At 73.2% G+C, this 26,994-nt stretch carries 23 protein-coding genes and 1 tRNA gene; 14 read left to right on the top strand and 10 right to left on the bottom strand.

Going from position 1 to position 26,994, the window contains the following annotated elements; translation table 11 throughout:
* Window positions 1-3: 3 nt before the first annotated feature.
* Window positions 4-1,284 carry a divisome protein SepX/GlpR gene (gene sepX / locus ACZ6EG_RS28760; RefSeq protein WP_469608824.1) on the top strand — a complete coding sequence of 427 codons (1,281 nt, stop codon included), beginning with the start codon at window positions 4-6 and terminating at the stop codon, window positions 1,282-1,284.
* Window positions 1,285-1,367: 83 nt separating this feature from the next.
* A tRNA-Ala gene (locus tag ACZ6EG_RS28755) sits at window positions 1,368-1,441 on the top strand.
* A 231-nt stretch (window positions 1,442-1,672) separates the two neighbouring features.
* On the opposite strand, the gene ACZ6EG_RS28750 is transcribed toward ACZ6EG_RS28755, so the two are convergent.
* Window positions 1,673-2,158, bottom strand: a complete 486-nt coding sequence (locus tag ACZ6EG_RS28750) for a GNAT family N-acetyltransferase (RefSeq protein WP_469608821.1) — start codon at window positions 2,156-2,158, stop codon at window positions 1,673-1,675.
* A 69-nt stretch (window positions 2,159-2,227) separates the two neighbouring features.
* Between ACZ6EG_RS28750 and ACZ6EG_RS28745 the strand changes: the two genes are divergently transcribed.
* The gene (locus ACZ6EG_RS28745) at window positions 2,228-3,031 is read left to right on the top strand and encodes an exodeoxyribonuclease III (RefSeq protein ID WP_469608818.1); all 804 of its coding nucleotides are present in this window, start codon (window positions 2,228-2,230) and stop codon (window positions 3,029-3,031) included.
* On the opposite strand, the gene ACZ6EG_RS28740 is transcribed toward ACZ6EG_RS28745, so the two are convergent.
* The gene (locus tag ACZ6EG_RS28740) at window positions 3,028-3,699 is read right to left on the bottom strand and encodes a MerR family transcriptional regulator (protein WP_469608815.1); all 672 of its coding nucleotides are present in this window, start codon (window positions 3,697-3,699) and stop codon (window positions 3,028-3,030) included. The genes ACZ6EG_RS28745 and ACZ6EG_RS28740 overlap by 4 nt on opposite strands.
* A 133-nt stretch (window positions 3,700-3,832) precedes the next feature.
* On the opposite strand from ACZ6EG_RS28740, the gene ACZ6EG_RS28735 reads away from it, so the two are divergent.
* The 4 genes from ACZ6EG_RS28735 to ACZ6EG_RS28720 all read left to right on the top strand — a co-directional run bounded on the left by ACZ6EG_RS28735 (window position 3,833) and on the right by ACZ6EG_RS28720 (window position 7,545).
* The gene (locus ACZ6EG_RS28735) at window positions 3,833-5,398 is read left to right on the top strand and encodes a flavin-containing monooxygenase (RefSeq protein WP_469608812.1); all 1,566 of its coding nucleotides are present in this window, start codon (window positions 3,833-3,835) and stop codon (window positions 5,396-5,398) included.
* Entirely contained in the window at window positions 5,395-6,339 is a 945-nt protein-coding gene (locus tag ACZ6EG_RS28730; protein ID WP_391971029.1) for an alpha/beta fold hydrolase, read from the top strand. Before ACZ6EG_RS28735 ends, ACZ6EG_RS28730 begins: the two co-directional genes overlap by 4 nt.
* Window positions 6,336-7,241: an SDR family oxidoreductase gene (locus tag ACZ6EG_RS28725; RefSeq protein WP_469608809.1), complete on the top strand. Its 906-nt coding sequence runs from the start codon at window positions 6,336-6,338 to the stop codon at window positions 7,239-7,241. Before ACZ6EG_RS28730 ends, ACZ6EG_RS28725 begins: the two co-directional genes overlap by 4 nt.
* An 88-nt stretch (window positions 7,242-7,329) precedes the next feature.
* Window positions 7,330-7,545, top strand: coding sequence for a hypothetical protein (locus ACZ6EG_RS28720; protein WP_469608806.1), 216 nt, complete (start codon window positions 7,330-7,332; stop codon window positions 7,543-7,545).
* 84 nt (window positions 7,546-7,629) lie between these two features.
* Here ACZ6EG_RS28720 and ACZ6EG_RS28715 read toward each other — a convergent pair whose 3' ends face one another.
* The gene (locus tag ACZ6EG_RS28715) at window positions 7,630-11,040 is read right to left on the bottom strand and encodes a S41 family peptidase (protein ID WP_391971031.1); all 3,411 of its coding nucleotides are present in this window, start codon (window positions 11,038-11,040) and stop codon (window positions 7,630-7,632) included.
* Window positions 11,041-11,207: 167 nt separating this feature from the next.
* Here ACZ6EG_RS28715 and ACZ6EG_RS28710 point away from each other — a divergent pair, with 167 nt between their 5' ends.
* From ACZ6EG_RS28710 to ACZ6EG_RS28690, 5 genes are all read left to right on the top strand, one after another.
* A complete protein-coding gene (locus tag ACZ6EG_RS28710; protein WP_391971032.1) occupies window positions 11,208-11,810 on the top strand; it encodes a TetR/AcrR family transcriptional regulator in 603 nt (200 codons plus the stop codon).
* A gap of 139 nt (window positions 11,811-11,949) precedes the next feature.
* Window positions 11,950-14,220, top strand: coding sequence for an MMPL family transporter (locus tag ACZ6EG_RS28705; protein WP_469608802.1), 2,271 nt, complete (start codon window positions 11,950-11,952; stop codon window positions 14,218-14,220).
* A 139-nt stretch (window positions 14,221-14,359) separates the two neighbouring features.
* On the top strand, window positions 14,360-14,872 hold the full coding sequence (locus tag ACZ6EG_RS28700) for a YbaK/EbsC family protein (protein WP_361013820.1): 513 nt from the start codon (window positions 14,360-14,362) through the stop codon (window positions 14,870-14,872).
* Window positions 14,869-15,711 carry an EamA family transporter gene (locus ACZ6EG_RS28695; RefSeq protein ID WP_391971034.1) on the top strand — a complete coding sequence of 281 codons (843 nt, stop codon included), beginning with the start codon at window positions 14,869-14,871 and terminating at the stop codon, window positions 15,709-15,711. Before ACZ6EG_RS28700 ends, ACZ6EG_RS28695 begins: the two co-directional genes overlap by 4 nt.
* 83 nt (window positions 15,712-15,794) lie before the next feature.
* The gene (locus ACZ6EG_RS28690) at window positions 15,795-16,070 is read left to right on the top strand and encodes a DUF1876 domain-containing protein (protein WP_356608960.1); all 276 of its coding nucleotides are present in this window, start codon (window positions 15,795-15,797) and stop codon (window positions 16,068-16,070) included.
* A 42-nt stretch (window positions 16,071-16,112) separates the two neighbouring features.
* Here ACZ6EG_RS28690 and ACZ6EG_RS28685 read toward each other — a convergent pair whose 3' ends face one another.
* The 4 genes from ACZ6EG_RS28685 to ACZ6EG_RS28670 all read right to left on the bottom strand — a co-directional run bounded on the left by ACZ6EG_RS28685 (window position 16,113) and on the right by ACZ6EG_RS28670 (window position 20,044).
* Window positions 16,113-17,318, bottom strand: coding sequence for a serine hydrolase domain-containing protein (locus ACZ6EG_RS28685; RefSeq protein ID WP_469608910.1), 1,206 nt, complete (start codon window positions 17,316-17,318; stop codon window positions 16,113-16,115).
* A gap of 89 nt (window positions 17,319-17,407) precedes the next feature.
* Entirely contained in the window at window positions 17,408-18,187 is a 780-nt protein-coding gene (locus ACZ6EG_RS28680) for an energy-coupling factor ABC transporter ATP-binding protein (RefSeq protein WP_469608797.1), read from the bottom strand.
* Window positions 18,175-18,966: a cobalt ECF transporter T component CbiQ gene (gene cbiQ / locus ACZ6EG_RS28675; RefSeq protein WP_391971036.1), complete on the bottom strand. Its 792-nt coding sequence runs from the start codon at window positions 18,964-18,966 to the stop codon at window positions 18,175-18,177. Before cbiQ ends, ACZ6EG_RS28680 begins: the two co-directional genes overlap by 13 nt.
* A 1-nt stretch (window position 18,967) precedes the next feature.
* The gene (locus ACZ6EG_RS28670; protein WP_391971037.1) at window positions 18,968-20,044 is read right to left on the bottom strand and encodes an energy-coupling factor ABC transporter permease; all 1,077 of its coding nucleotides are present in this window, start codon (window positions 20,042-20,044) and stop codon (window positions 18,968-18,970) included.
* 165 nt (window positions 20,045-20,209) lie between these two features.
* On the opposite strand from ACZ6EG_RS28670, the gene ACZ6EG_RS28665 reads away from it, so the two are divergent.
* A complete protein-coding gene (locus ACZ6EG_RS28665; protein WP_391971038.1) occupies window positions 20,210-20,587 on the top strand; it encodes an SsgA family sporulation/cell division regulator in 378 nt (125 codons plus the stop codon).
* A gap of 33 nt (window positions 20,588-20,620) precedes the next feature.
* Here ACZ6EG_RS28665 and ACZ6EG_RS28660 read toward each other — a convergent pair whose 3' ends face one another.
* The 3 genes from ACZ6EG_RS28660 to ACZ6EG_RS28650 all read right to left on the bottom strand — a co-directional run bounded on the left by ACZ6EG_RS28660 (window position 20,621) and on the right by ACZ6EG_RS28650 (window position 25,929).
* Window positions 20,621-22,291 (bottom strand): penicillin-binding transpeptidase domain-containing protein, encoded by a 1,671-nt coding sequence (locus ACZ6EG_RS28660; RefSeq protein WP_469608793.1) that lies wholly within the window; start codon window positions 22,289-22,291, stop codon window positions 20,621-20,623.
* 112 nt (window positions 22,292-22,403) lie between these two features.
* Complete coding sequence (locus tag ACZ6EG_RS28655; protein ID WP_469608907.1) at window positions 22,404-24,038, bottom strand: penicillin-binding transpeptidase domain-containing protein; 1,635 nt, start codon at window positions 24,036-24,038, stop codon at window positions 22,404-22,406.
* Window positions 24,039-24,183: 145 nt separating this feature from the next.
* On the bottom strand, window positions 24,184-25,929 hold the full coding sequence (locus ACZ6EG_RS28650) for a dolichyl-phosphate-mannose--protein mannosyltransferase (protein ID WP_469608790.1): 1,746 nt from the start codon (window positions 25,927-25,929) through the stop codon (window positions 24,184-24,186).
* 115 nt (window positions 25,930-26,044) lie between these two features.
* Here ACZ6EG_RS28650 and rsmI point away from each other — a divergent pair, with 115 nt between their 5' ends.
* On the top strand, window positions 26,045-26,917 hold the full coding sequence (gene rsmI, locus ACZ6EG_RS28645; protein WP_469608787.1) for a 16S rRNA (cytidine(1402)-2'-O)-methyltransferase: 873 nt from the start codon (window positions 26,045-26,047) through the stop codon (window positions 26,915-26,917).
* The last annotated feature ends 77 nt before the right edge of the window (window positions 26,918-26,994 follow it).

The raw sequence follows: 26,994 nt of genomic DNA, 5'->3' as shown, positions 1-26,994 counted from the left end.
GGCGTGAGCAGCAGTGGCCTCATCTACGCAGTCATCGTCGGGGCCTGGGCCGCCTACTTGGTGCCGATGTGGCTCCGTAGGCAGGACGAGCTGAACGAGGCCCGTCCGACGGAACGCTTCAGCACCGCCATCCGGCTGCTGTCCGGACGGGCGGGCATGGAGCGCCGGTACGCCAAGGACCTGCGGTCCCGCTCCGCCGACGAGGCGGAGCCCGACGCCGACGCCCCGGACGCCGTCACCGACTCGGTGGACGTCCGGGCCTTCGCCGTGTCCAGAACCCGCCGGTACACCCAGCCGGACGCCGGGGGAGCGCACGGCCGCAGGCCCGGGCAGCCCGCCGAACCCGAGCGGTCCCCGGAACCCGAGCGGACCCCCGAGCCCGACCGGTCCCCGGCAGCCGAACGGCCCCGGGAGCCCGAGCGGCCCGGGCAGTCCGGACAGGCGCCCCGGGGCGGCGGCGCCGCGGCGCGCGGACGCGTACCCCAAGCCCGGCGCGCCCCCGAATCGACGGCGGCCGCGGCCCGTGCCCGGCGCACCAAGGCACTCGCGCGCCGACGGCGTACGACCGTGATGCTCTTCCTCGCCTTCACGCTCGGCTCGGTCGTCGCGGCGGTCGGCGGACTCGCGTTCCTCTGGGCCCCCGGTGTGCCCGCGGTGCTGCTCAGCGCCTACATCGCCTACCTGCGTACGCAGGAGCGCCGCCGGTTCGCCTTCCAGATGGACCGTCGGCAGGCAGAGGTCGCCGCCCAGCGGCTGCGCGAGGGCCGTCCCCGCAGGCGCACGCCCGCCGACCCGGCCGCCCCTGTCGGCGACCCGGACGCCGAGGAGCCGGACGAGGGGCCCGAGGCGGAGTCCGACCCGGGCCTGTCCGCCCTCGCCGCGGACCGGCGCGCGCTGGTCGAGCAGACCGACCACGCCGAGTGGGTCGACCAGCAGCGCGAGCGGCAGCGACGGCCCCAGGGCGACAGCTGGGACCCCGTGCCGGTGCCGCTGCCCACCTACGTCACCGCGCCGGTCGCCCCCCGCGCCACACCGGACGTGGACCTCTCGGCGCCGGACGCGTGGAGCTCCGCGCGGTCCAGTGCCGTCGCCCCCGAGCAGCGGGACGCGAGGGCCGACCCCGGTCCGGACCGGCCCGCCCCCCAGGCCGAGGAGCAGCCGGAGACACCCGGCCGCAGCGGCGTCCGCCGGGCCGCGTCCGCCCGCCGCGCCCGGGAACGGGGCCGGACGCCGCTCTTCGACCAGTACGAGGACGGCGACCGGCCCCGCGCCGCCAACGAATAGCCCCGCCGGGGCCGCCCCCTCCCGGCCCCCGGAAGCGATTTTTGAGCAGGCCCCTCGGGGTGCTAAAGTTTCACTCGTTGCAAGGGCCTGTGGCGCAGTCCGGTAGCGCACCTCGTTCGCATCGAGGGGGCCAGGGGTTCAAATCCCCTCAGGTCCACGCACATTGGCGAAGATCCCGTCCGATCATCACGATCGGACGGGATCTTCGTCGTTTTCCGGGTCGAGTCCCCGCCGGCGCTCACCGCGGGCGGCGCGCTGTTCGTCCTCTCGCGCCGTCGCGGGACGGGCGCGGCCGCCGCCTGACAGCGGGCGGGGGACGCGTCACCCGCCGACCGAAGGGCCCCGGGGACGCCTCGCCGCGTCCCCGGGGCCCTTCGCCGTCCGCGCCCTAGGGGACTTGGAGGGCCTTCGCGTAGCAGAGGCTGTCCTGGTGGAAGCGGTAGTAGCCGAACTTGGTGCACGGCTCGTAGCCGCTGGAGGTGTACAGGGCGACGGCCTCCGGCTGCTTGGTGCCGGTCTCCAGGACCATGCGGGTCCGGCCGGCCGCGCGGGCGTCCTCCTCCAGGGCCGCCAGGATGCGGCGGGCCAGCCCGCGGCCGCGCACCTGCTCGATCACGAACATCCGCTTCAGCTCGGCGTCCCCGTCGAGGTTGCCCTCGGCGTTGGCGTCCTGGCCGCGCCAGCCGCCGGAGGCGACCGGGACGCCGTTCCCGTCGTACGCGATCAGGTACAGGCCGTTCGGTGGCGCGAAGTCCGACGGGTCCAGGTGCGTGGCGTCGCCGCCGTCGCCGTAGCGGACGTCGTACTCGGCCTGGACCTCGTCGTTGAGTTTCACGGCGTCGGGGTGGTCGAAGGGGACCCGGCGTATGTTCATGCTACCTACCGTATATCGATGCGAGATCCGGGATCGGGGCACCGTCCAGTGTGCCGGTATCGTGCCCTGGTGCTCACCGTGACCTCCGTGAATGTGAACGGTCTGCGCGCCGCCGCGAAGAAGGGCTTCGTGGAGTGGCTCGCCGACACCTCCGCCGACGTGCTGTGCCTCCAGGAGGTGCGGGCCGAGCCCCAGCAGCTCCCCGAGCACGTCCGTACGCCCGACGGCTGGCACGTCACGCACGCCCCCGCCGCCGCCAAGGGCCGGGCCGGCGTCTCCCTCTACACCCGCCGCGAGCCCGACCGCGTCCAGGTCGGTTTCGGTTCGGCGGAGTTCGACACCAGTGGCCGCTACGTCGAGGCCGACCTGCCCGGTGTGACGGTCGCCTCCCTCTACCTGCCCTCCGGCGAGGTCGGCACCGAGCGCCAGGAGGAGAAGGTCCGCTTCATGGGCGAGTTCCTCGCCTACCTCAAGGAGCTGCGCGAGCGCGCCGCCGCCGACGGCCGCGAGGTCGTGGTCTGCGGCGACTGGAACATCGCCCACCGCGAGGCCGACCTCAGGAACTGGCGCGCCAACAAGAAGAACTCCGGGTTCCTCCCGGAGGAACGGGAGTGGCTCGGCCGCGTCCTCGACCCGGCCGAGGGCGGCTACGTCGACGTGGTCCGCGCCCTGCACCCGGACACCGAGGGGCCGTACTCGTGGTGGTCGTACCGGGGACGGGCCTTCGACAACGATTCGGGGTGGCGCATCGACTATCAGCTGGCCACGGCCGGGCTCGCCGCGCGGGCCGTCAAGGGATACGTCGAGCGGGCCGCCACCCACGCCGAGCGCTGGTCCGACCACGCGCCCGTGACGGTCGCCTACGACCGCTAGGCCGGCCGGTCGCCCCACTCGTCCCCGGCGCGCTTGCGTATCCGCCGGTCCAAGGCCAGGGACAGTTCCGCCTCGACCACGCTGCGGGCGAGGGGGCGCAGGCGGTCGAGGTCCTGGGCGGGGGCGTGGCGTCGGATGAGGTCGGCGAAGAGGTCGGCCAGGGCGTCGGCGTGTTCGCGGACGCGGGCGCCGGCCCGGAGGACCTCGCCGAGCGGGATGCCCTCGCGGACCAGGGCCGAGGAGACCTCCAGCAGGCGGTGGCTGATGTGGACGAGTTCGTCGCCGTCGGTGCCGAGGTAGCCGAGGTCCATCGCGGCGGCCAGGTTCTCCGGGGTGACCTCGCCCTCGAAGCGGGCGGCGAGTTCCTCGGGGGTGAGGCGGACCGGGGTCTCCTCGGTGGGTTCGCCGAGGCCGAGCAGGTCGCCGACGTCGCGGCCGTGGTCGAAGGCGTCGGCGAGTTCCGCGATGCCGCTCAGGGTGTGGCCGCGTTCCAGGAGGGCGGCGATGGTGCGCAGCCGGGCCAGGTGGTGGTCGTCGTACCAGGCGATGCGGCCCTCGCGGCGGGGTGGCGGGATCAGCTTGCGTTCGCGGTAGAAGCGCAGGGTGCGCACCGTGATGCCGGCCAGCCGGGCCAGTTCCTCCATGCGGTATTCACGCTTCTCGGTCACGCCCCGACCTTAAGTCGTACCGCGGGTAACTTTCCTCGCCGCGCCCCCTACCCATGAGTACGGAGCTGTTCTACGCTCCCATTGCGCCAGTGTTCACTGGCAGAGTCCTAGGCGACGCGTGGAGGCTTTCGGGATGGCCGAGCACGAGCAGGTTCAGGAACACGTGCGGGTGGCGGTGATCGGGTCCGGCTTCGGTGGGCTGGGGGCCGCCGTGCGGCTGCGCCGTGAGGGGATCACCGACTTCGTCGTCCTGGAGCGGTCGGACAGCGTCGGGGGCACCTGGCGGGACAACAGCTACCCCGGCTGTGCCTGTGACGTGCCCTCCCACCTGTACTCCTTCTCCTTCGCCCCCAACCCCGAGTGGCCCCGCACCTTCTCCGGGCAGGAGCACATCCGCGCCTACCTGGAGCACGTGACCGACACCTTCGGGCTCCGTCCCCACATCCGCTTCGGCTCGGAGGTGAAGCGGGCGGCCTGGGACGGTGAGCGGATGCGGTGGGAGATCGAGACCGCGAGCGGCAGCCTGACCGCCGATGTCGTGGTCTCCGCCACCGGGCCGCTGTCCGACCCGAAGGTCCCGGACATCCCCGGGCTGGAGTCCTTCCCCGGCGAGGTCTTCCACTCGGCCCGCTGGGACCACGACTACGACCTCACCGGCAAGCGGGTCGCCATGATCGGTACCGGCGCCTCCGCGATCCAGATCGTGCCGTCCATCCAGCCGCAGGTGGGCCGGCTCACGCTCTTCCAGCGCACCCCGGCCTGGGTGATGCCCCGCATGGACCGGGCGATCAGCGGCGCCGAGCGGGCCCTGCACCGGGCGCTGCCCGTCACCACCAAGCTGCGCCGGGGACTGCTGTGGGGCATCCGGGAGCTCCAGGTACAGGCGTTCACCAAGCACCCGAACGAGCTGGGCTTCGTCGAGCAGATCGCCAAGCGCAACATGGGCGCCGCCATCAAGGACCCGGCCCTGCGCGCCAAGCTGACGCCCGACTACCGCATCGGCTGCAAGCGGATCCTGCTGTCGAGCACGTACTACCCGGCGCTCGCCAGGCCCAACGTCGACGTCGTCGCGAGCGGGCTCAGCGAGGTGCGCGGCTCGACCCTGGTCGCCGCCGACGGCACCGAGGCGGAGGCGGACGCGATCATCTTCGGTACCGGCTTCCACGTGACCGACATGCCCATCGCGGAGCGTGTCGTGGGCGCGGACGGACGGACCCTCGCCGAGACCTGGAAGGACGGCATGGAGTCCCTGCGCGGTGCCTCGGCGGCCGGCTTCCCCAACTTCATGACGATCATCGGGCCCAACACCGGGCTCGGGAACTCCTCGATGATCCTCATGATCGAGTCCCAGCTGAACTACCTGGCGGACTACCTGCGTCAGATCGACGTGCTCGGTGGCACGGTCGCCCTCGACGCCCGCCCCGCCGCCGTGCGGACCTGGAACCACCGGGTGCAGGAGCGTATGAAGCGCACGGTGTGGAACACCGGCGGCTGCACCAGCTGGTACCTCGACGCGAGCGGCCGCAACACCACCGTCTGGCCCGGCACGACCGCCGAGTTCCGCCGGATGACGCGGCGCGTGGACCTCGCCGAGTACGAGGTGCTGCGGGCGCCGGCCGCCACGGGGGCGGCCGCCGGGGAGGACGCCGGGAAGGGCGGGGTGCGGAGCACCGGCCGGAGCACCGGGGTGAGCGCGTGAGCCGCATCCTGCACGACGCCGCCGGGCCGTACGCCCCGCCCGTCCCCGCCCACGAGACGACCGTCGTCGCGGCCGACGGCGCCCGCCTCCACGTCGAGGTGCACGGCCGCCAGGACGCGCCCGCGGTCGTCCTCGCGCACGGCTGGTGCTGCTCGACCGCCTTCTGGGCGGCGCAGGTCCGCGCGCTCGCCGCCGACCACCGGGTCATCGCCTACGACCAGCGCGGCCACGGCCGCAGCCCGGCCCACCCGGCCTGCTCCACCGAGACCCTCGCCGACGACCTCGAAGCCGTTCTCGCGGCCACGCTCGGGCCGGACGAACGGGCGGTGGTCGCCGGGCACTCCATGGGCGGCATGACGGTGATGGCCGCCGCCACCCGGCCCCGGGTGCGGGCGCACGTGGCGGCCGTCCTGCTGTGCAGCACGGGCAGTTCGCGGCTGGTGGCGTCCTCGACCGTGGTGCCGCTCGGGGAGGGCCGGGTGCGGACCTGGCTGACCCGGCGGATCCTCGGCTCCCGGGCGCCGCTCGGCCCGGTCACGCCGCTCGCGCGCCGCATCCTCAAGTACGGGACGCTGGGCCCCGGTTCGGGCCCGCACATGGTGGAGGCCTGTGCCCGCATCGTGCACGCCTGTCCGCGCGGGGTGCGGCACGCCTGGTCGCAGGTGCTGGACCTGCTCGACCTGGACGAGGGGGTGCGGGAGTTGACGATGCCGGTCGAGGTCGTGGTCGGCACCGCGGACCGGCTGACCCCGCCGGTGCAGGCCCGTGCGCTCGTCGCCGCGCTGCCGAACTGCGTGGGCCTGACGGAGCTTCCCGGCGTCGGCCACATGACGCCGGTGGAGGCACCGGACCTGGTCACCGGGAAGATCCGCGCCCTCGCCGCCGCCCACATGTCCACTGCACGCGATGAGCGTGTCGTACCCGCAGAGGAGAGCGCATGAGCAGGGTGAGCCTGGAAGGACGGGTCGCCGTCGTCACCGGAGCGGCGCGGGGCGTGGGGGAGTTGCTGGCCCGCAAGCTGTCCGCGCGCGGGGTGAAGCTCGCCCTGGTCGGCCTGGAGCCGGACGCGCTCAAGCAGGTCTCGGCGCGGCTGCACAGCGAGAGCGAGCACTGGCACGCCGACGTCACCGACCACGAGGCGATGGCCCGGGTCGCCGAGGAGGTGACGCAGCGCTTCGGCAGGGTCGACATCGTCGTCGCCAACGCGGGCGTCGCCACCGGCGGGCCCTTCGTCGACTCCGACCCGGAGTCCTGGCGGCGGGTGATCGAGGTCAATCTGATCGGCTCTGCGGTGACGGCCCGCGCCTTCCTGCCGGCGCTGCTGGAGAGCCGTGGCTACCTGCTCCAGATCGCGTCCCTCGCCGCCCTCACGCCCGCGCCGATGATGTCGGCGTACTGCGCGTCCAAGTCCGGTGTGGAGGCGTACGCGCACAGCCTGCGCGGTGAGGTCGGCCACCGGGGGGTGAAGGTCGGCGTCGGCTATCTCTCCTGGACCGACACGGACATGGTGCGGGGGGCCGACCAGGACGACGTCATGCGGGAGTTGCGGCAGCGGCTGCCCTGGCCGTCGAACAAGACCTATCCGCTGGGTCCGGCGGTCGACCGGCTCGTGGAGGGCATAGAGCGCCGCTCCGCCCACGTCTACGGGCAGTGGTGGCTGCGCGGCATGCAGGGCGTGCGCGGGTACCTGCCGGCCCTCATCGGAACCGTGGGACAGCGCGAGATGCGGCGCTTCGGAGACCGGCTGGACCACGTGCGCGTGGGCCTGGTCGGGGCCGGCGGAGCCGCCGACGAAAAGCAGCGGAACAGCCCCGCCACCAGCACCGCTACGGTCCGTAAGTGATCGACATGCGCACGGTCACCGCCCATGTGAATCTGATCGAGCACCCGGCCGATCCGGTCGGGCCCGATCAGCACAGGAGTGAACCCACATGGGTATGAAGGACCAGTTCCAGGACAAGGCCGAGCGCATGCAGCAGCAGGGCAAGCAGCGGGCCGAGCAGGCCAAGGGCCAGTTCCAGAACCGCGACCGCCGTCGCGACGAGGACGAGGTCGACCCCGCCCGTCGCCGGGCCGCGGAGGAGCGGGACCCGTCCTCGCGCCGTCGTGACGCCGACGAGCGTCTCGAGGAGAGCTACGACGCCTGACGCGTCGAGGCCGAGGTGAAGGGGCGTCCTCCCACGGGGGAGGACGCCCCTTCTCCGTGCCCGGCTCCGTGCCCGTCCCTTGTTTCACGCCCGCGGTGGCAGCGGCGGTCGGGAGCGGTCGGGTACGTCCCCGTAGCCGGGGGGCGTGGCGGGCGGGTCGGTCTCCAGCAGCTCCAGCGCCAGCCGGACCGCTTCGTCCAGCACCGGGTAGCGGCCCTCCGCCCAGTCCAGCGGGGTGCGCAGGGCCTCGACGTCGGGGGCGACGCCGTAGTTCTCCACGGACCAGCCGTAGGCGTCGAACCAGGCCGCGTTCATCGGCACCGTGATCACCGTGTCGTCGCCGAGCCGGTGCCGGCCGGTCATGCCGACCACCCCGCCCCAGGTGCGCTGGCCGACCACCGGGCCGAGCCGCAGCAGCTTGAACGCGGCCGTGATCATGTCCCCGTCGGAGGACGTCGCCTCGTCCGCGACGGCCACCACGGGCCCGCGCGGCGCGTTGGAGGTGTACGACACCGGCTGCGCGTTTCGGGTCAGGTCCCAGCCGAGGATGGTGCGGGTCAGCTTCTCGATGACGAGTTCGCTGATGTGCCCTCCGGCGTTGCCGCGCACGTCCACGATCAGCGCCGGACGGGAGACCTCCATGCGCAGGTCGCGGTTGAACTGCGCCCAGCCGGAGCCGCCCATGTCGGGGATGTGCAGGTAGCCGCAGCGGCCGTCGCTCAACCTCCGTACCACCTCGCGGCGTTTGGCCACCCAGTCCTGGTAGCGCAGCGGTCGTTCGTCGACGAGCGGTACGACGGCGATGCGCCGGGCCGGGCCGGAACAGCCCTCCGCCGGGTCGAAGGTCAGCTCCACCGTCGTGCCGCCCGCGCCCGCCAGCAGCGGGAAGGGGCCCGTCACCGGGTCCACCGGCCGGCCGTCGACGTGCGTGAGCACCGCCCCCTCGCGGATGCCCGTACCGGCCAGCGGGGAGCGGGCCTTGGAGTCGGAGGAGTCACCGGGCAGGATGCGCTTGACCAGCCACCGCCCCTCCCGGCACACGAGGTTGGCGCCGAGCAGGCCCTGCCGGCGCTGGTAGTGCGCGGGGCCCTCGTTGCGCCGGGCGGCGACGACGTAGGCGTGGGAGGTGCCCAGCTCGCCGAGCACCTCGCGGAGCAGGTCGGCGAACTCGTCGGGGGAGGCGACCCGTTCGACCAGCGGACGGTACTGGTCCAGCACCGCGTCCCAGTCGATGCCGCACATGCCGGGGTCCCAGAAGTAGGCGCGGATCAGGCGGCCCGCCTCGTCGTAGGCCTGGCGCCACTCGGCGCCCGGGTCGACCTCGTGCAGGATGCGGCGCAGGTCGATCCAGGTGGTCGTGTCGCTGTCGCCGGCCTCGGCGGCGGGCACCGCGCGCAGGTCGCCCTCGTCGAGGACGACCAGGCGGGTGCCGTCGCCGCTGACCCGGAACCAGTCGAGGTGGTCGACCAGTTCGGACTTCCTGGCCTTGGCGAGGTTGAAGTGCTCCAGGGTCGGCCGCTCGCTCGGGTCCGCCGGGTTGGCGAAGGTCTCGCCGAGCGCGCCCGAGATCGGCCAGCGCAGCCAGACCAGGCCGCCGCCCGCGACCGGGTGCAGCGCCGAGTACTTGGAGGCGGTGACCGGGAACGGTGTCACGCGGCTCTCCAGCCCCTCCACCTCGACGGTCACCGTGCCGCCCTCGCCGGGCTCGTCGTCCAGCGGGTCCAGGCCACCGGCGGCGGGGCGGCCCTCGGGGTTCAGCGCGAAGGGGGAGGGGGTCGCGGAGGAGAGCGGCACCAGGTAGGGACGGCAGCCCAACGGGAAGGACAGGTCGCCGGTGTGCACGTCGTACACCGGGTCGAAGCCGCGCCAGGACAGGAAGGCGAGGTAGCGGCCGTCCCGGGTGAAGACCGGGTTCTCGTCCTCGAAGCGGCCGTTGGTGACGTCGACGACGAGAGGGCCCTCCGGCCCGTCGATGCGGGCCATCCTGATCTGCCGCAGCGAGCGCCCGATGCCGGGGTGCGACCAGGTGAGCCAGGCCCCGTCCGGGGAGAAGGCGAGGTCGCGCACGGGGCCGTTGTCGGACCGGACCAGCTCGGTGACGTGGCCTCCGGCGGTTCCGGTGGGGGTGACCACCTCGGCCGGGCTCCCCGCGTCTCCTGTGTCTCCTGTGTCTCCAGAGGCTCCCGCGTGTCCCGCCTCTCCCGCGTCCCCCGCGTCCCCGAAGCCCTCCGCGGCCAAGGCCTGGGCGGCCTCCCCGTCCTCCTCCGAGACGTCGAGCAGCAGCAGCCGGCCGTCGTGGGAGGCGAGGGCGAGGCGCTCGCCCGCCGGGTCCGAGACCAGTTCCAGGACCCGGCCCAGCGCTCCGGACGCCAGCCGCCGGGGTGCGCGGCTCCCGGTCGCCCGCGGCAGGTGGACGATCTCGACGGCGTCCTCGCCCGCCGCGTCCGTCACGTACGCGATCCGTCCGCTCGCCCCGAGCATCTCCGGCAGCCGCACCCGTACTCCCGGGGTGTCGGCGAGGGTGCGGGCCGGTCCGTCGCGGTGGGTGAGCCAGTACAGGCTGCCGCGCACCACCACGGCGCTCGCCCGGCCCGTCTCGTCGACGGAGAAGCCGCCCACGTGCTGGGCGGCGGGCACCGGGTGGGTGCGCCGTCCCGCGCGCGGCCCGCTGAGCCGGACGTCGAGCCGGCGCGGCACCGAGCCGGGCGCCAGGCCGTCCACGATCCACAGGTCGCCGGCGCACTGGTACACCACGCGGGTGCCGTCGCTCGCCGCGTGCCGGGCGTAGAAGGCGTCGTGGTCGGTGTGCCGGCGCAGGTCGGTGCCGTCGTGGGCGCAGGAGTAGAGGTTGCCGACGCCCTCGTGGTCGGAGAGGAAGGCGATCCGGCCGCCGACGAACAGGGGGGAGTGCAGATGGCCGCCCAGGTCGGGCAGGAGCCGCTGTCCGTGCAGCCAGAGCCGGCCGGTGGCGCCGCCCCGGTAGCGCTTCCAGGAGGCGGGTTCGTGCGGCGGGGTGCCGGTGAGCAGGAGTGTCCTGCGTTCGCCGTCGAGGTCGGCGGCCTGGATGTCGGTGACCGGGCCCCAGGGGAGTTTGCGGCCGGGGTCACCGTCAGGGTCGACCTTGTAGGCCCAGGTGAGGTGGGAGAAGGGCTCGCCGTGGGAGGCGACGGCGAGGATGGCGGCGCCGCCGTCGGGCTCGGGGGGCGACCAGCCGCAGACCCGGGTGTCGAGGCCGCCCCAGTGGGTGAGCCGGCGCCCGGGGCCGCCGTCCACGGGGACGAGGTGGACCTCCGGCACCAGGCTGCGCCAGCTGGTGTACGCGATGTGGCGGCCGTCGGGGGAGAAGCGAGGGTGGCCGGCCTTGGCGCGGTCGACGGTGAGCCGCCAGGCGCGGCCGGGACCGTCGAGGTCCGCCAGCCAGAGGTCGTCCTCGGCCACGAAGCACAACTGGTCGCCACTGAGGTGGGGAAGGCGCAGATAACTCACCCACCCCATGCTTTTCCGGGCACGGGGTACCGGCAACTTATGGGGAGCTGACAACCGTGACCCAAGCCACGTACGAAACCGTTTCGTTTCGCTAAGGGGCGGGGTACCTTTGTGGTGTACGAAACGGTGTCGTTCTGACCGTCGGCACCCGGGGAAGTGGAGGAGAGGTGAGCGAGATGACCGAGGCAGCCACCGTGCGCCGCAGTCGGATCACTCCCGAGCGCGAGGCCGAGCTGTACGACGCCGTGCTCGACCTGCTCCGCGAAGTCGGCTACGACGCCCTCACCATGGACGCCGTGGCCGCCCGCACCCGCTCCAGCAAGGCGACGCTCTACCGCCAGTGGGGCGGCAAGCCCGAGCTGGTCGTCAAGGCGATGCGGCACAACAAGCCGGGTGAGATCAGCGAGGTCGACACCGGCACGCTCCGGGGCGACCTGCACGCCCTGCTGGCCCGCGAGGACGACTGCACCATGGCCCAGAACTCCGCGCTGATGCGGGGCGTGGCCATGGCGCTCCACCAGAACCCGGACCTGCGCCAGGCCTTCCGGGAGCAACTCGTCGAACCGGAGATGGCGGAGTTCCGGCGCCTGCTGCAACGCGCCGTCGACCGGGGCGAGATCAGAGCGGACTGCCCGGCGCTGGAGTTCCTCGTGCACATGATGGTCGGCGGCTTCGCCACCCGGACGCTGCTCGACGACCAGCCCCCCACCCGGGCCTTCCTCACCTCGTACATCGACGCCGTGATGCTCCCCGCCCTCGGCGTCTCCACCACCCCCTGATCGGTCCCCTCCACCCCCAGGTGATCCCCGCCTGGTCCCCGACCGCATCCACCTGAGCCCCACCTGACGTCACCGCTCACGTCGTCGGGCTGATCACCCCTGCCCTGAAGACCCACGACCTGACCGGGAGTACGCCCCCGTGGCAACGTTCCTCTACAAACTCGGCCGGCTCGCCTTCCGCCGACGGCACTTCGTCGCCCTCATATGGGTGGCCCTGCTGACGCTCGCCGGCGTCGGCGCGGCCAGTGCCCCGCCCGCCGGCACCACCTCCTTCTCCATCCCCGGCACCGAGGCCCAGAAGGCCTTCGACCTGCTCGAGGAGCGCTTCCCGGGACAGAGCGCCGACGGGGCCACCGCGCGCGTGGTCTTCAAGGCACCGTCCGGCGAGAAGATGACCGACGCCGGCCACAAGGCAACCGTCGAGAAGGCCGTCGCCGACCTGGCCGACGGCTCCGAGGTCGCCTCGGTCGCCGACCCCTACCAGGGCAAGGCCGTCAGCAAGGACGGCGCGATCGCCTACGCCTCGGTCCGGTACGACGTCTCCGGCATGGAGCTGGAGGAGTCCACCAAGGACGCCCTGGAGGACGCCGCGCAGCAGGCGCGGGACGCCGGGCTGACCGTCGAGGTCGGCGGTGACGCGCTCCAGGCGGTGCCGCACACCGGCGCCACGGAGATCATCGGCATCGCGGTGGCCGCCGTCGTCCTCGTCATCACCTTCGGCTCGCTGGTCGCGGCCGGACTGCCCCTGCTCACGGCCCTGATCGGCGTCGGCATCGGCGTCTCCTCCATCACCGCCCTCGCGAGCGCGCTGGAGCTGGGCTCCACCACCTCCATCCTGGCGATGATGATCGGCCTCGCGGTCGGCATCGACTACGCCCTGTTCATCGTCTCCCGCTACCGCGCCGAACTCGCCGAGGGACGTGAGCGCGAGGAGGCCGCGGGCCGGGCGGTCGGCACCGCCGGCTCGGCGGTCGTCTTCGCCGGCCTCACGGTCGTCATCGCCCTGGTGGGCCTCGCGGTCGTCAACATCCCGATGCTGACCAAGATGGGCATCGCGGCGGCCGCCACCGTCGCCATCGCGGTCCTGATCGCCCTGACGATGGTCCCCGCGCTGCTCGGTTACGCCGGCCGCCGGGTCAAGCCGACCGGCGCGAAGGGCAGGCTGCTGGGCGGCGCCCGGAAGAAGGACGCGGCGAAGGACGCGGCGAAGGACGTCGCGAAGGACGCCGCGAAGGCCCAGGGCGGACCCGCCAAGGCCAACCTCGGCACCCGCTGGGCGAGCTTCGTCGTCCGCCGTCCGCTGGCCGTCCTGCTGCTGGGCGTCGTCGGCCTCGGGGCCGCCGCGATCCCCGCGGCCTCCCTGGAACTGGGCCTGCCCGACGACGGCTCCCAGCCGACGTCCACCACCCAGCGCCGGGCCTACGACCTGCTCTCGGAGGGCTTCGGTCCCGGCTTCAACGGGCCGCTGATGGTCGTCGTGGACGCCAAGGGCAGCGAGGCGCCCCAGCAGGTCTTCACCGACGTCTCCGACGAGATCAAGGGACTCGACGACGTCGTGGCGGTGACCCCGGCCGCGCCCAACAAGGCCGGCGACACCGCGACGATCACCGTGATCCCCGACTCCAAGCCGTCCTCCGTGCAGACCGAGGACCTGGTGCACGCCATCCGCGACGCGGGCGGCGCCATCAAGGCGGACACCGGGGCGGAGACCCTCGTCACCGGTTCGACGGCGATGAACATCGACGTCAGCCAGAAGCTGAACGACGCGCTGGTGCCGTACCTGGTCCTGGTCGTCGGCCTGGCCTTCCTCCTGCTGATCGTGGTCTTCCGCTCGATCCTGGTCCCGCTGAAGGCGGCCCTCGGCTTCCTGCTCTCCGTCATGGCGGCGCTCGGCGCGGTCGTCGCGGTCTTCCAGTGGGGCTGGCTGTCCGGCCTGATGGGCGTCGAGGAGACCGGTCCGGTCATGTCGATGATGCCGATCTTCATGGTCGGCGTGGTCTTCGGCCTGGCCATGGACTACGAGGTCTTCCTGGTCACCCGCATGCGCGAGGCCTACGTCCACGGTGAGAAGCCGAACCAGGCCGTCGTGACCGGCTTCAAGCACGGCGCGAGGGTCGTTACAGCGGCGGCGGTCATCATGATGGCGGTCTTCGCGGGCTTCATCGGCTCCAGCGAGGCGATGGTCAAGATGATCGGCTTCGGGCTGGCGATCGCCGTCTTCTTCGACGCGTTCGTCGTCCGCATGGCCATCGTCCCGGCCGTCCTCGCGCTGCTCGGCAAGAAGGCCTGGTGGCTGCCGAAGTGGCTGGACCGCGCGCTGCCCAACGTGGACGTCGAGGGCGAGGGCCTGCGCACGGCCGAGGAGCGGGGCTCCGGCCCCGACGAGGACCGGGAGCTGGTGCGCACCTGACCCGCCCCCTCCGACAGGAGGGGCGAACGACCAGCCGGTGAGGGCTTCCGTGGGGACGGGGCTGCCCTCACCGGCTTCCTCCGTGCGCGCCCCGCAACCCGGTCGCACGGCGACCGCATCCACCGCTAGCGTGCCCCGCATGACCACGACCGACGGCACCCCCGACGCGCCCGCCGCCCACCCCCGTTTCGCCGAGGCCCTGCGGGAGCTGGGCCTGGCTGACCTGGCGGCGCGGGCGCGGCGCTTCCCGGAGGCCACCCGCACCGCCGCCGAGGCCGCCGCCGCGATCGGGTGCGAGCTGAGCCAGATCTGCAAGTCGCTCGTCTTCGCCGCCGACGGCGTGCCCGTCCTGGTCCTCATGGACGGCGCCTCGCGCGTCGACCTGGAGCGGGTCCGCGAGGAACTCGGCGCCGACAAGGTCACCCGGGCCAGGGTCGACGTCGTACGGGAGACGACCGGGTACGCGATCGGAGGTGTGCCGCCCTTCGGCCACCGTGAACGGACCCGGGTGCTCGCCGACCGGTCCCTGCTCGCGCACGACGTCGTCTGGGCCGCCGCCGGCACCCCGTACGCCGTCTTCCCGATGGAGCCCGAGGAGCTCGTCGCCACCGCCGGTGCCACCCTCGTGGACGTGCGCGAGCGCACCGGGTGACCCCGCTGGTCGCCGGCGCCGTCCTGCTCGCCGCGGTGACGCACGCGAGCTGGAACGCGATCGCCCACCGCATCCCGGACAAGCTGACCGGCTTCGCGCTGATATCCGGCGGCGGGATGCTCATCGGGCTCGCGCTGCTGCCGTTCACGGCGTTCCCGGCGGCCGGGGCGTGGCCGTACCTCCTGGCCTCCGCCGCGATCCACCTCGTGTACTACGCCCTGCTGATGCGCTCCTTCCGGCTGGGCGACTTCGGGCAGGCCTACCCGATCGCCCGCGGCAGCGCGCCGCTGCTGGTCACCGTCCTCGCCGCGGTCTTCGCGGGCGAGGTGCCGGACGGCTGGGCGACCGGCGGCATCCTGCTGTCCTGCGCGGGCCTGACCGGCGTCGCCCTGTGGGGGCTGCGCGGACGGAGGCCCGACTGGGCGGCGATCGGCGCGGCCCTGGCGACCGGGGTGACCATCGCGGCGTACACGGTGGTCGACGGGCTGGGCGTCCGCGCCTCCGGGTCCTCCCTCGGGTACATCGCCTGGCTGATGGCGGTGCAGGGCACGGCCCTCCCGGCGTACTTCCTGTACCGCCACCGCGCCGGCGCCTGGGCGCTGCTGCGGCCGCAGGCGCGTCTGGGACTGCTCGGCGCGCTGCTGTCCGTCACCGCGTACGGGCTCGTCCTGTGGGCGCAGACCCGCGCCGAACTCGCCCCCATCGCGGCGCTGCGCGAGTCCTCGATCCTGGTCGGCGCGGCGATCGGGGCCCTCTTCTTCCAGGAGCGGTTCGGTGCGCCCCGGCTCGCGGCGGCGGGGCTCCTCGTCGTCGGGATCGGGCTGATGCTGCACTCGTGAGCGACGCGGTGCGGGCGGCGGCGTGGTGCGCCGGGCGGCCGCGAGGAGCACCCTGGAAGCAGGTACTCCGGAGGTGACCCGTCATGATGCACACCGCAGTGGGATGGCATGTCGAGATGGAGTTCATGGAGGACGACCAGCACACGCGGGCCGTCGCGATGGTGCGGCTCCCCGACGGCAGCGAGGTCCGCGCGCACGGCCACGCCAGCCGGCACCGCGTCGACGCCCAGCAGCCGAGGGTCGGTGAGGAGGTGGCGGGGGCACGCGCGTTGAACGAGCTGGCGATGCAGCTGCTCACCAAGGCGCACGAGGAGATCGACGCGGCGTCGGGGCGGACGTCCCACCCGATCCACGTCTGAACCGGCGGCGCCCGACGGTCCCCCGCGGTGGCGCCCGCCGGGTCAGCCCGCCTCGGTCGACGCCCGTACCGCCCGCACCAGTGCCTGGGCCCGCGGGTCGGCCGTCACCGTCTTGCGGAAGCCGTTGGTGACGTAGCCGAAGGCGATGCCCGACTCCGGGTCGGCGAAGCCGAGGGCGCCGCCGCGGCCGGGGTGGCCGAAGGAACCGGGCGACAGGAACGGCGACGCGCTGCCGTGCAGCATGTAGCCGAGGCCGAAACGGGTGGGGACGACGAGGACCCGGTCCGGTCCGGCCGACTCCTCGCGGCGGGCCGCCTCCATGGTGGCCGCGTCGAACAGCCGCACGTTCCGGGTCACGCCGTCGACCTCGCCGATCAGCGCCGCGTAGAAGCGGGCCAGCCCCTCCGCCGTCGCGATGCCGTTGGCCGCGGGGAGGGCGGCGGCCCGGTAGACGGGGTCGTTCTGGTCGGGGAACGGGGTGATCGCGGCGAAGGCGCGACGGGTGAGGGAGTCCGGGTCCCCGTAGGCGTCGGTGACGGCGCGCTTGGGGCGCAGACGCGGCCCGCCCCCCGAGGGCTCGGGCTCCTCCAGGCGCCCGACCCGTCCGGCGCGGCCTGCCGCCTCCTCCGCGGCCGGCAGTCCCACCCACAGGTCCAGTCCCAGCGGCCCGGCGATCTCGTCCGCGATCCACTCACCGGCGCCGCGCCCGCCCGTCACCCTGCGGACCAGCTCGTCGAGCAGCCAGCCGTACGTCAGCGCGTGGTAGCCGTGGTCGGTGCCGGGCTCCCACACGGGTGCCTGGGCGGCGACGGCCCGCGGGCCCCGCAGCGGGTCGATGGCCTCCTCGGGGGTGAGGGGGCGGTCCAGGACCGGCAGCCCCGCCCGGTGGTTCAGCACGTGCCGGACCAGCACCCGCTCCTTGCCGTGCGCCTTGAACTCCGGCCAGTACGCGCCCACCGGCGCGTCCAGGTCCAGCTGCCCGCGCCGGTGCAGCAGCAGCGGTACGGCGGCGGCGACGCCCTTCGTCGCCGAGCGCACGAGCTGGGCGGTGCCCCGGCGCCACGGCTCCCGGTCGCCGGCGCCGTCCGCGCCGTCCAGGTGCTTGGTGCCACCCCACAGGTCCACGACCTTGCGCCCGTCCCGGTACACGGCGACCGCCGCGCCCCGCTCCCCGAGCGTCGCGAAGTTCCGCGCGAACGCGTCCCGGACCGGCTCGAAACCCCCGGCCACCGTGCCGTGCACGTCCACGCCCACGCCCGCTTCCGCGTCCACTTCCCGGTGTCCCTTCCGATCGCCTGCGACAGTGGGTGCAACCCTCGCCGGGCGCCTGCGATTCCTCACCCGCGCGTCGACACCGACCGCGGGTCGAAGCCGAAGGGCAGCTCCAGGCGGTGGGCGCGCATCAGCGCGTCGTCGGAGAGCAGGTCCGCCGTCGGGCCGTCCGCCGCGATCACACCGTCGCTGAGGATCAGGGCCCGGGGGCACAGCTCCAGGGCGTACGGCAGGTCGTGGGTGACCATCAGGACCGTGACGTCCAGGGAGCGCAGGATGTCGGCGAGTTCGCGGCGCGAGGCCGGGTCGAGGTTGGAGGAGGGCTCGTCCAGGACCAGGATCTCCGGCTCCATCGCGAGCACGGTCGCCACCGCCACCCGGCGCCGCTGGCCGAAGGAGAGGTGGTGCGGGGGCCGGTCCTTGAACTCCGCCATGCCGACCAGGCCGAGCGCCCGGTCCACGCGGGCCTCCAGCTCCGCCCCCTTCAGCCCGGCCGCCGCCGGTCCGAACGCCACGTCCTCGCGCACGGTCGGCATGAAGAGCTGGTCGTCCGGGTCCTGGAAGACGATGCCGACCCGGCGCCGGACCTCCGCCATGTTCCGCCGGTCCACGGGCAGCCCGGCGACCGCGACCGTGCCGGTGCCGCCGCTCAGGATGCCGTTGAGGTGGAGCACCAGGGTGGTCTTGCCCGCGCCGTTCGGACCGAGCAGCGCGACCCGCTCACCGCGGGCGACGGAGAAGTCCACGCCGAAGAGGGCCTGGTGCCCGTCGGGGTAGGCGAAGGCGAGGCCGGAGACCTCCAGGGAGGCGGGCACGATGTCGGTGGCTGCGTTCACAGGGTCCATCCCAGCAGACAGACCACGAGAGCGGCGACGGGCAGGGCCAGCGCGTACGACCACTGCGCCCGGGATGCGGTCACCTCGTCGATCACCGGCATCGAACCGGTGTAGCCGCGGCTGATCATGGCCAGGTGCACGCGCTCGCCGCGCTCGTAGGAGCGGATGAAGAGCGCGCCGGCCGACTTGGCGAGCACTCCCCAGTGCCGTACGCCCCTCGCCTCGAAGCCGCGTGACTCCCGGGCGATCCGCATCCGCCGCATCTCGTCCGCGATGACGTCCCCGTACCGGATCATGAAGGACGCGATCTGCACCAGCAGCGGCGGCAGCCTCAGCCGCTGGAGGCCCAGCAGCAGCTCGCGCAGCTCGGTGGTGGAGGCGAGGAGCACCGAGGCGGCGACGCCCAGGGTGCCCTTGGCCAGGACGTTCCAGGCGCCCCAGAGGCCGTTCACGCTCAGCGACACGCCGAGCACCTCGATCCGCTCGCCCTGCGCCACGAACGGCATCAGGACCGCGAACGCGACGAACGGCACCTCGATCAGCAGCCGCCTCAGCAGGAATCCGGCCGGGACGCGCGCCGCGTACGCGACCGTCGCGAGCAGCAGCGCGTACACGGCGAAGGCCCACATCGCCTCGCGCGGCGTCGACACCACGACGATCACGAACGCGAAGACCGCGGCGAGCTTGGTGTGCGGCGGCAGGCCGTGCACGGGGGAGTGTCCGTGCCGGTAGAGCCGGTGTGCTCCCCCACTGCTGAAGGCGTGGGAGGTGCCCCCATTCGCGCCCATGTCAGACCGTCGTGTCCGTGTTCGTCGGGGTGGCGTCGTCGCCGCGGCGCCTGCGCACCGACCAGAACACCGCGCTGCCCGCGACGGCCGTGACACCGACCCCGATGACGCCCGCGAGGCCGCCGGAGACACGGGCGTTCGTGATGTCCTCGACGCCGTAGTCGGCGAGCGGGGAGTCGGAGTTCGCGTGCTCCTCGGCCTTCTCGTCGATGCCCTTGTCGGCGGCGACCTTCTCCAGCCCGTCCGGGTCGGCGGAGGCGTAGAAGCTGACGAAGCCGGCCAGGACCAGCGAGGTGACCAGGCCGGTGATCCACAGGGTGCGGTGCGAGCGGGCGGGGGCCGGGGCCGGCTCGGCCGCCGGGGCGTCGACGAGTTCGCCGTTCACGCGCAGCCTGAGCCGCTGCGTCAGGCCGTGCGCCCCGTACACCAGGTCCGGGCGCACGGCGATGACCGCGCCGACGGTCAGTGCGGTGATCGCGGCCTCGCCGATGCCGATCAGCACGTGCACGCCGACCATGGCGGTGGCGACCTTGCCGATGGCGATGTCGGTGGTGCCGCCGATCCAGTACAGGAAGGTGAAGGCGAGGGCGGCGGCCGGGACGGAGACCAGGGCGGCGACGAAGGAGGCGACGGTGACCGAGCGGCGGCTCCGGGGCAGGACCTTCACCAGGCCCCGGAAGAGGGCGTAGGCGACGACCGTGGTGACGATCGCCATGTCGGTGATGTTGACGCCGAGCGCGGTCAGGCCGCCGTCGGCGAAGAGGATGCCCTGCAGGAGCAGGACCACGGAGACGCACAGCACCCCCGTGTACGGGCCCACGAGGATCGCGGCGAGGGCTCCGCCGAGCAGGTGCCCGCTGGTGCCGGCGGCGACCGGGAAGTTCAGCATCTGCACCGCGAAGATGAACGCCGCGACCAGCCCCGCCAGGGGTGCCGTCCGTTCTCCCCCACGCTCCGCGCGGGCGGTGCCCCCAAGCTCGCGCCGGGCGCCCCGCAGGCTGACCGCGATGGCGCCCGCGGCGACGACGCCCGTGACGGCGGAGGTCGGGGCGTTGATGAATCCGTCAGGTACATGCACGAGTCGATGATAGGGACCAGTTGCGAGCCGTTTGCAAGAGCGAGGTAAAGGCTGATCTCACATGTGGTATTCGGCTCGAAAGGCGTGGAACGGGAAATGTGGGACATTGGACAAGGGGTGGACGCACAGCTTTCGCCAAGGTGACGCAGCGCAAGGGGCGATCCGATGTCCGTAGTCGAACAGTACGCACGAGCCCACATCCTGACGGACGCGGATCTGCCGGACGAGGACGCCGGCGGAGCGATACCCGTCGTCCTGCGCTACGACCCCGACCACGACCCCCGGTCGGTGTGCGTCGCCCTCCCGGCGCGAGGCGGCGGCCGCGGCTTCCGCGAGTGGACCTTCGACCGGTCGCTGCTGGAGCAGGGCCTGCGCGCGCCCGCCGGGACCGGTGAGGTGCGGGTCTGGCCGTGCGGGCGGGTGCAGGCGGTGGTCGAGTTCCACTCCTCGCAGGGCTGCTCGGTGGTCCAGTTCGAGACGAAGGCCCTCATGCGCTTCCTGCGCCGCACCTACACGGCCGTGGCGCAGCCGGTGGCCCACTGAGCCACCGGCCGGACGCCCTTCCGTCCGCGCCGGTCAGCCGGCGTTCCTCAGCAGCGCCGCGACGAGCGGGCCCGCGGTGTCGCCGCCGTGGCCGCCCTGCTGGACCACGCCCGCCGCGGCCAGATCGCCCTTGTACGCCGTGAACCAGCCGTTGGGCTTCTTCTGCCCGTCGACCTCCGCGGAGCCGGTCTTCGCCCCGGCGCCACCACCGACTCCCGCCATCGCCTCCGCGGCGGTGCCGTACGCCGCCGTGTAGGACATCAGCTCCCGCAGCTGGGCCAGCGTGCCCGCCGACATGGTGCGGGAGGCCGTGGCGAGCTTGCGCCCGTCCACCGACGGGGCGACCAGGTACGGCTGGTGGAAGGCCCCGGACTTCACGGTCGCTGCGACGGACGCCATGTTCAGCGGGTTCATGCGCACGCCGCCCTGCCCGATGAGGGAGGCGGCCATCGGGGCGGCGTCCTGCACCGGCACCGCGCCGTCGAAGGTGGGCACGCCCACGGACCAGTTGTTCATGGACAGGCCGAAGACCTCCTTCGCCTGCCGGGTCAGGTCGTCGTTCTCCAGCTCGGGCGCCTGGCTGATGAAGGCGGTGTTGCAGGAGCGGGCGAAGCTCGCCTTGAAGGTGCCGTCCTTGATCTCGAACTTGTCGTCGTTCTGGAACTTCCAGCCGCCGTAGCTGAAGTACTTCGGGCACGGGTGCTTCTTGTCCATCGACGCCAGGTTCTTCTCGATCAGCATCGAGGCGGTGACGACCTTCATCGTGGAGCCGGGGGCGAGCGAGCCCTGGAAGGCGGTGTTGAAGCCGTGGCCGCCGTTGGCGACCGCGAGGATCTCGCCGGTGGAGGCGCGCAGCAGCACCACCGACGCGCGCGCCTTGCCGGCCACCTGCTTCTCGGCGGCGTCCTGGAGGGCCGGGTCCAGGGTCGTCCGCACGGTGCCGGGCGTGCCCTCGCTCAGCTCCAGCAGCGTCTTGTCGGACACCTTCGCCGCCTTGGACTCCTTGCCGCGCACCACGCGCAGTTCGACGCCCGGGGTGCCGCCGGCCTGCTTGCCGTACTTCTCGCGCAGGCCGTCCAGGACGGTGCCGAGCGAGGGGAACCTCGCTGCCGTCAGCTCCGCGCCGTCCCGGTCCAGCGCCTTGACCGGCGGGTCCCCGGACTCCCCGGTGACGAGCCGGTCGCCGTCCCGCAGCTCCGGGTGGACGACGGCGGCGTGCCAGGCGACCCGCGGTGCGCCGTCGCCGGCCCGGCGGACGACGGTCAGCGCGCTGTCGTACGCCAGGGGCTTGGAGGTCTTCTCGTGGGCGACGACGGCCTTCACGGCGAACGGGACCCTGCCGTCGGCCGGAGTGCCCGGGGTGAACGTGACGTCCTTGACGCGGGCATCCTTGGCGTAGCCGGTGAGCAGGGCCTTCGCGGCCTCGGCGTCGTCGGTGGCGGCGGCCGCCGCGGCGATGTCGCCCCGCTGCCAGGCGGTCAGGAACCGCTGGGCCGTCGTGGTGACCTCGGCGGCCGTCAGGGGACCCGACTCGGCCTTCTCCTCGCCGTGTGCGGACGTCGTCCGGGCGGTGTCCTCGCCGGACCCGCCGCCGTACACCGCGTAGGCGCCGAATCCGGCGCCGGCCACGACCACGGCGGCCACACCGCCGATCACGACGGGTCTGGTCCTGCGCCGCCCACCGGCGGCCCTTCTGCTGCCCACTGCGTCCCGTTCCTCCACGGCTCCGGCTCCCCGGAGTGCCGCGGTGCCCTGTATGCCTCACGCTTCCAACGACGGCGACCACAGTAGGGGCACCCGTCGCGTCCGGTGCGCCTCAGCCCCCCGCCCGCAGCACGTCCGCCACGATCGGGCCGGCCGCGTCACCGCCGTGGCCGCCCTCCTCGGTCATGGCCGCCGCGGCCACGTCGCCCCGGAATCCGGTGAACCAGCTGTTGGACGTGGTCTGCCCGTCGACCTCCGCCGACCCGGTCTTGGCACCGATGTCACCGCCGAGCCCGGACATGGCCGCCTGTCCGGTGCCCTGCGTGGCGGTGAGCCGCATCATCTGCTTCAGCTGGGCGGCGGTGCTCTGCGGCAGGCCCTTGGCGGTGGCCAGCCGCCGGTCGTCCAGGTCGGGCGGGACGAGGTAGGGCTGGCGGAACTCGCCGGTGATGGCGGTCGCCGTCACCGAGGCCATGTTCAGCGGGTTCATCTGGACCTGGCCCTGGCCGATGGCGTTGGCCGCGCGGTCCGGGCCGCCGGACGCGGGGACCCGGCCGTCGAAGGAGACGATGCCGGTCTGCCAGTCGTCGCGGCCCAGCCCGAAGCGCTCCTCGGCCTCCGCCGTCAGCGAGGAGTCCGTCAGCGGGTCCTCGTCGACGAGCTTGATGAAGCCGGTGTTGCAGGACCGCATGAAGGTGTTGGCGAGCGAGGCGCCCTCGTTGGCCGGCATACCGGTGAGGTTCTTGAAGGTCTGGCTCTGCCAGGTCGCCGTGTCCGGGCAGGGCGCCGGGCCGTTCATGTCGGTCACGCCGTTGTCGATGAGCATCGCGGCTGTGATGATCTTCATGGTGGAACCGGGGGCGACGCGTCCCTGGAAGGCCGCGTTGAACCCGTCCGCGCGGTTGTTCGCCACGGCCAGCACCTCGCCGGTGCTCGGCCGGACCGCGACCACCGAGGACTCGCCGTACCGCTTCACGGCCTTCTCGGCCGCCGCCTGCACACCCGCGCTGAGCGTCGTCTCCAGCTTGCCCGGCTCACCCTCGGCCAGGGTCAGCAGCGGGGTGTCGGCCGCCTCCCGGGTCTCGTGCCGGACGACCAGCTCGACGCCGGGGGTGCCGCCCGCCTCGTCCCCGTACTTCTCGCGGAGCGTGTCCAGCACCGGGCCGAGGGAGGGGTACTTCTCCTTCGTCAGCACGGCGCCGTCGCGGTCGACGGCCTTGATCGCCGGGGCCGCGGACTCTCCGGTGACCAGGGTGTCGCCGGCTTCGAGTTCCGGGTGGACGACGGACGGCTTCCAGTCGACCAGCGCGCGCCCGGTGGTCTCCCCGCGGACCACGGTCAGTTCGCTCCTGTACGTCAGCGGCTTGGTCGCGCCCTCGTAGGACACCTTCGCCTTCACGGTGAACGGCACACCGGTGCCGGTCGTCGTGCCCGGCGTGATCTCGACGTCGGCGATGTGCGCGTCCGTGCCGTAGGCCGTCAGCAGCGTCCCGGCGGCCGCGGCGTTGTTCGTGTAGGACGCGGCCGTCGTCGCGTCCCCCTGCTCCCAGGCCGTGAAGAACTTCTCCGCGGTCTCCTCGACCTCGTCGCCGCTCGGCGGCCCGCTCTTCCTGGTGGTCGCCCCGGCGGCCCCCGTGCTCCCGTCGCCGTCCAGCGCCGACACGATGTTGTAGGCGCCGTACCCGGCCCCGCCCACCATCACCGCGAACACGCCGCCTATGACGGCGACCTTGACCCCCCTGCCCATCGGCAGTCCCTCCCCGTTCATCCCCGTAGAGAACCTCCAGGCGCTTTGAACATGTTCAGAAGCGCGTGTGGTGGCACCCTATGTGCAGGGAGTGACCGGCGGTACGGGTGTTCCCGGATGTTGACCGAATGGAGATGCGGCGCCCTCAGACCCAGGTGTCGAGCCACATACGTGACCGCCAGTCCTCCATCGGGATCGCCGTCCCCGTGTAGATCGGCCAGAAGTAGATGAAGTTCCACGCGATGAGCAGCACCAGCACGCCCGCGCCCGTCGCCCCCGCGACCCGCCGGGCGTCGCTGCAGCCGGGGCGGCCGATGACCGCCCCCAGCAGCATCGCCACCGCGAGGCACAGGAAGGGCAGGAAGACGACGGCGTAGAAGAGGAAGATCGTGCGCTCCTGGTACAGGAACCAGGGCAGATAACCGGCCGCGATGCCGCAGGCGATGGCGCCCGCCCGCCAGTCCCGGCGGAAGACCCAGCGCCACAGCACGTAGAGCAGCGCGAAGCAGCCCACCCACCACAGCAGCGGGGTGCCGAGCGCCAGGACCTCGCGGGCGCACTTCTCGCCCGCGTCCACCGGGCAGCCGTCCGCTCCGGCCGCCGGGGACTCGTAGAAGTAGGAGACCGGACGGCCCAGGACGATCCAGCTCCACGGGTTCGACTGGTAGGTGTGCGGCGAGGTCAGGTGGGTGTGGAACTCCAGCACCTGCGACTCGTAGTGCCACAGGCTGCGCCACCAGTCCGGGAAGAGCCAGGACCAGGAGCTGTCCTTGCCGTCGGTCGCCGCCCAGTCGCGGTAGTAGCCGCCGCTGCCGTCGGCGGGGGAGAGGATCCAGCCCAGCCAGGACAGCACGTAGGTGACCAGCGCGACCGGCACCGTCGACAGGAACGCCCAGCCCAGGTCGTGCCGCAGCACCGCCCGGTAGGGCCGGCGGGCGCCCGCGACCCGGCGGGCGCCGACGTCCCACAGCACGGCCATCACGCAGAAGGCCGCCATGACGTACAGGCCGTTCCACTTGGTGGCCGCGGCCAGGCCCAGCATCAGACCGGCCGCCAGCCGCCAGGGGCGCCACCCGAAGCGGAAGGTCTCGGCGAGGTCCGCGTCCGGCCGGACCCGGCCGTCGTCGTCGACGGGCAGCGCGGCGGCGAGTCTGCGCCGGGACCGGTCCCGGTCGGCGAGCAGGCAGCCGAAGGCGGCCAGCACGAAGAACATCAGCACGCTGTCCAGCAGCGCGGTGCGGCTCATCACGAAGTGCAGCCCGTCCACCGCCATCAGCGCGCCCGCCAGACAGCCCAGGAAGGTGGAGCGGAACAGCCGGCGCCCGATCCGGCACAGCAGCAGCACCGACAGCGTGCCGAGCAGCGCCGTCATGAACCGCCAGCCGAACGGGTCGAAGCCGAACAGCAGCTCGCCCAGCCCGATGACGTACTTGCCGACCGGCGGATGGACGACGTACGCCGCGTCCGTCGGGATCGGGACGTCACCGCCGGAGTTCAGGATCAGGTCGTTGGCGTTCTTGTCCCAGTTGACCTCGAAACCGCGGTGGATCAGCGCCCAGGCGTCCTTCGCGTAGTACGTCTCGTCGAATATCACCGCCTTCGGGCTGCCCAGGTTCCAGAACCGCAGCACCCCCGCCAGCAGCGCCACCAGCAGCGGCCCGCCCCACGCGGACCAGCGCACGAGCCGGTCGGCGCGCGCCTTGGACAGGCCGAGGAAGACCCACAGGCGCTCACCGGGGCGCGTGTACGGGGGTACCAGCCGGTCGCGGACGTCGTCGGACGCGGGCCCCGCCGTGTAGCCGAAGCGGCGCAGCCGCCGCTGCCAGGTGGGCCGCTCGTCGAGCGGGGCCTGCTCCTGCCGGGTGTCCGTGGAGGACGCGGTACTGGTCACCGCGCCATCGTAGGGAACCGCGCTGTGCACGTCCCGCGCATGCCCCGGACCGGCCGGGCCGCGTCCTCCTCCGCCCCCGGGAAGGCATCCGTCCGCTCCTGGGAGGATGGAGGGCGTGACTGGAACCCTTGTACTGGCGGGCACCCCCATCGGCGACGTCCGGGACGCGCCGCCCCGGCTCGCCGAGGAACTGGCCGGCGCGGACGTCGTCGCCGCCGAGGACACCCGGCGGCTGCGCCGCCTCACCCAGGCGCTCGGCGTCACGCCCCGGGGGCGCGTCGTGTCCTACTTCGAGGGCAACGAGTCCGCCCGGACGCCCGAGCTGGTCGAGGAGCTGGCGGGCGGCGCGCGGGTGCTGCTGGTGACCGACGCCGGGATGCCCTCCGTCTCCGACCCCGGCTACCGGCTGGTCGCCGCCGCCGTCGAGCGGGACGTGCGGGTCACCGCGGTGCCCGGCCCGTCCGCCGTGCTCACCGCCCTCGCCCTGTCCGGGCTGCCGGTGGACCGGTTCTGCTTCGAGGGCTTCCTGCCGCGCAAGGCGGGCGAGCGGCTGACCCGGCTGCGCGAGGTGGCCGGGGAGCGCCGGACCCTCGTCTACTTCGAGTCCCCGCACCGCGTCGACGACACCCTCGCCGCCATGGCCGAGGTCTTCGGCGCCGACCGGCGGGCCGCCGTCTGCCGGGAGCTGACCAAGACCTACGAGGAGGTCAGACGCGGCGGGCTCGGCGAGCTGGCGGCCTGGGCCGCCGAGGGGGTGCGCGGCGAGATCACCGTCGTCGTCGAGGGCGCGCCGGAACAGGGTCCGGAGGAGATCGGCCCCGAGGAGCTGGTGCGCAGGGTGCGGGTGCGCGAGGAGGCGGGCGAGCGGCGCAAGGAGGCCATCGCCGCGGTCGCCGCACAGGTGGGCGTGCCCAAGCGGGAGGTCTTCGACGCGGTGGTGGCGGCGAAGAACACCGGAGGACAGGGGGCGGGATCCGGCCGCTCTTGACTCGTCCCTGACCTTTCGGGCCCTTGCGCCAAGGGCGGCCCAAATCGGCTCAAACATTCGGCGGATCCGGTGCTTTT

The sequence above is a fragment of the Streptomyces sp. NPDC041968 genome, from assembly GCF_055589025.1.
Note: the sequence above shows the minus strand (reverse complement) of the source record. Positions and strands in the feature narration are given on the sequence as shown.

Excerpts from the sequence above, each read along its gene's own strand:
- ACZ6EG_RS28725 (WP_469608809.1), top strand. The coding sequence starts at position 6,336 with ATGAGCAGGGTGAGCCTGGAAGGACGGGTCGCCGTCGTCACCGGAGCG.
- ACZ6EG_RS28680 (WP_469608797.1), bottom strand. The coding sequence starts at position 18,187 with ATGGACCCTGTGAACGCAGCCACCGACATCGTGCCCGCCTCCCTGGAG.
- cbiQ (WP_391971036.1), bottom strand. The coding sequence starts at position 18,966 with ATGGGCGCGAATGGGGGCACCTCCCACGCCTTCAGCAGTGGGGGAGCA.
- ACZ6EG_RS28665 (WP_391971038.1), top strand. The coding sequence starts at position 20,210 with ATGTCCGTAGTCGAACAGTACGCACGAGCCCACATCCTGACGGACGCG.
- ACZ6EG_RS28715 (WP_391971031.1), bottom strand. The coding sequence starts at position 11,040 with ATGGGGTGGGTGAGTTATCTGCGCCTTCCCCACCTCAGTGGCGACCAG.
- ACZ6EG_RS28690 (WP_356608960.1), top strand. The coding sequence starts at position 15,795 with ATGATGCACACCGCAGTGGGATGGCATGTCGAGATGGAGTTCATGGAG.
- ACZ6EG_RS28655 (WP_469608907.1), bottom strand. The coding sequence starts at position 24,038 with ATGGGCAGGGGGGTCAAGGTCGCCGTCATAGGCGGCGTGTTCGCGGTG.
- ACZ6EG_RS28710 (WP_391971032.1), top strand. The coding sequence starts at position 11,208 with ATGACCGAGGCAGCCACCGTGCGCCGCAGTCGGATCACTCCCGAGCGC.
- ACZ6EG_RS28735 (WP_469608812.1), top strand. The coding sequence starts at position 3,833 with ATGGCCGAGCACGAGCAGGTTCAGGAACACGTGCGGGTGGCGGTGATC.
- ACZ6EG_RS28700 (WP_361013820.1), top strand. The coding sequence starts at position 14,360 with ATGACCACGACCGACGGCACCCCCGACGCGCCCGCCGCCCACCCCCGT.
- ACZ6EG_RS28720 (WP_469608806.1), top strand. The coding sequence starts at position 7,330 with ATGGGTATGAAGGACCAGTTCCAGGACAAGGCCGAGCGCATGCAGCAG.
- ACZ6EG_RS28750 (WP_469608821.1), bottom strand. The coding sequence starts at position 2,158 with ATGAACATACGCCGGGTCCCCTTCGACCACCCCGACGCCGTGAAACTC.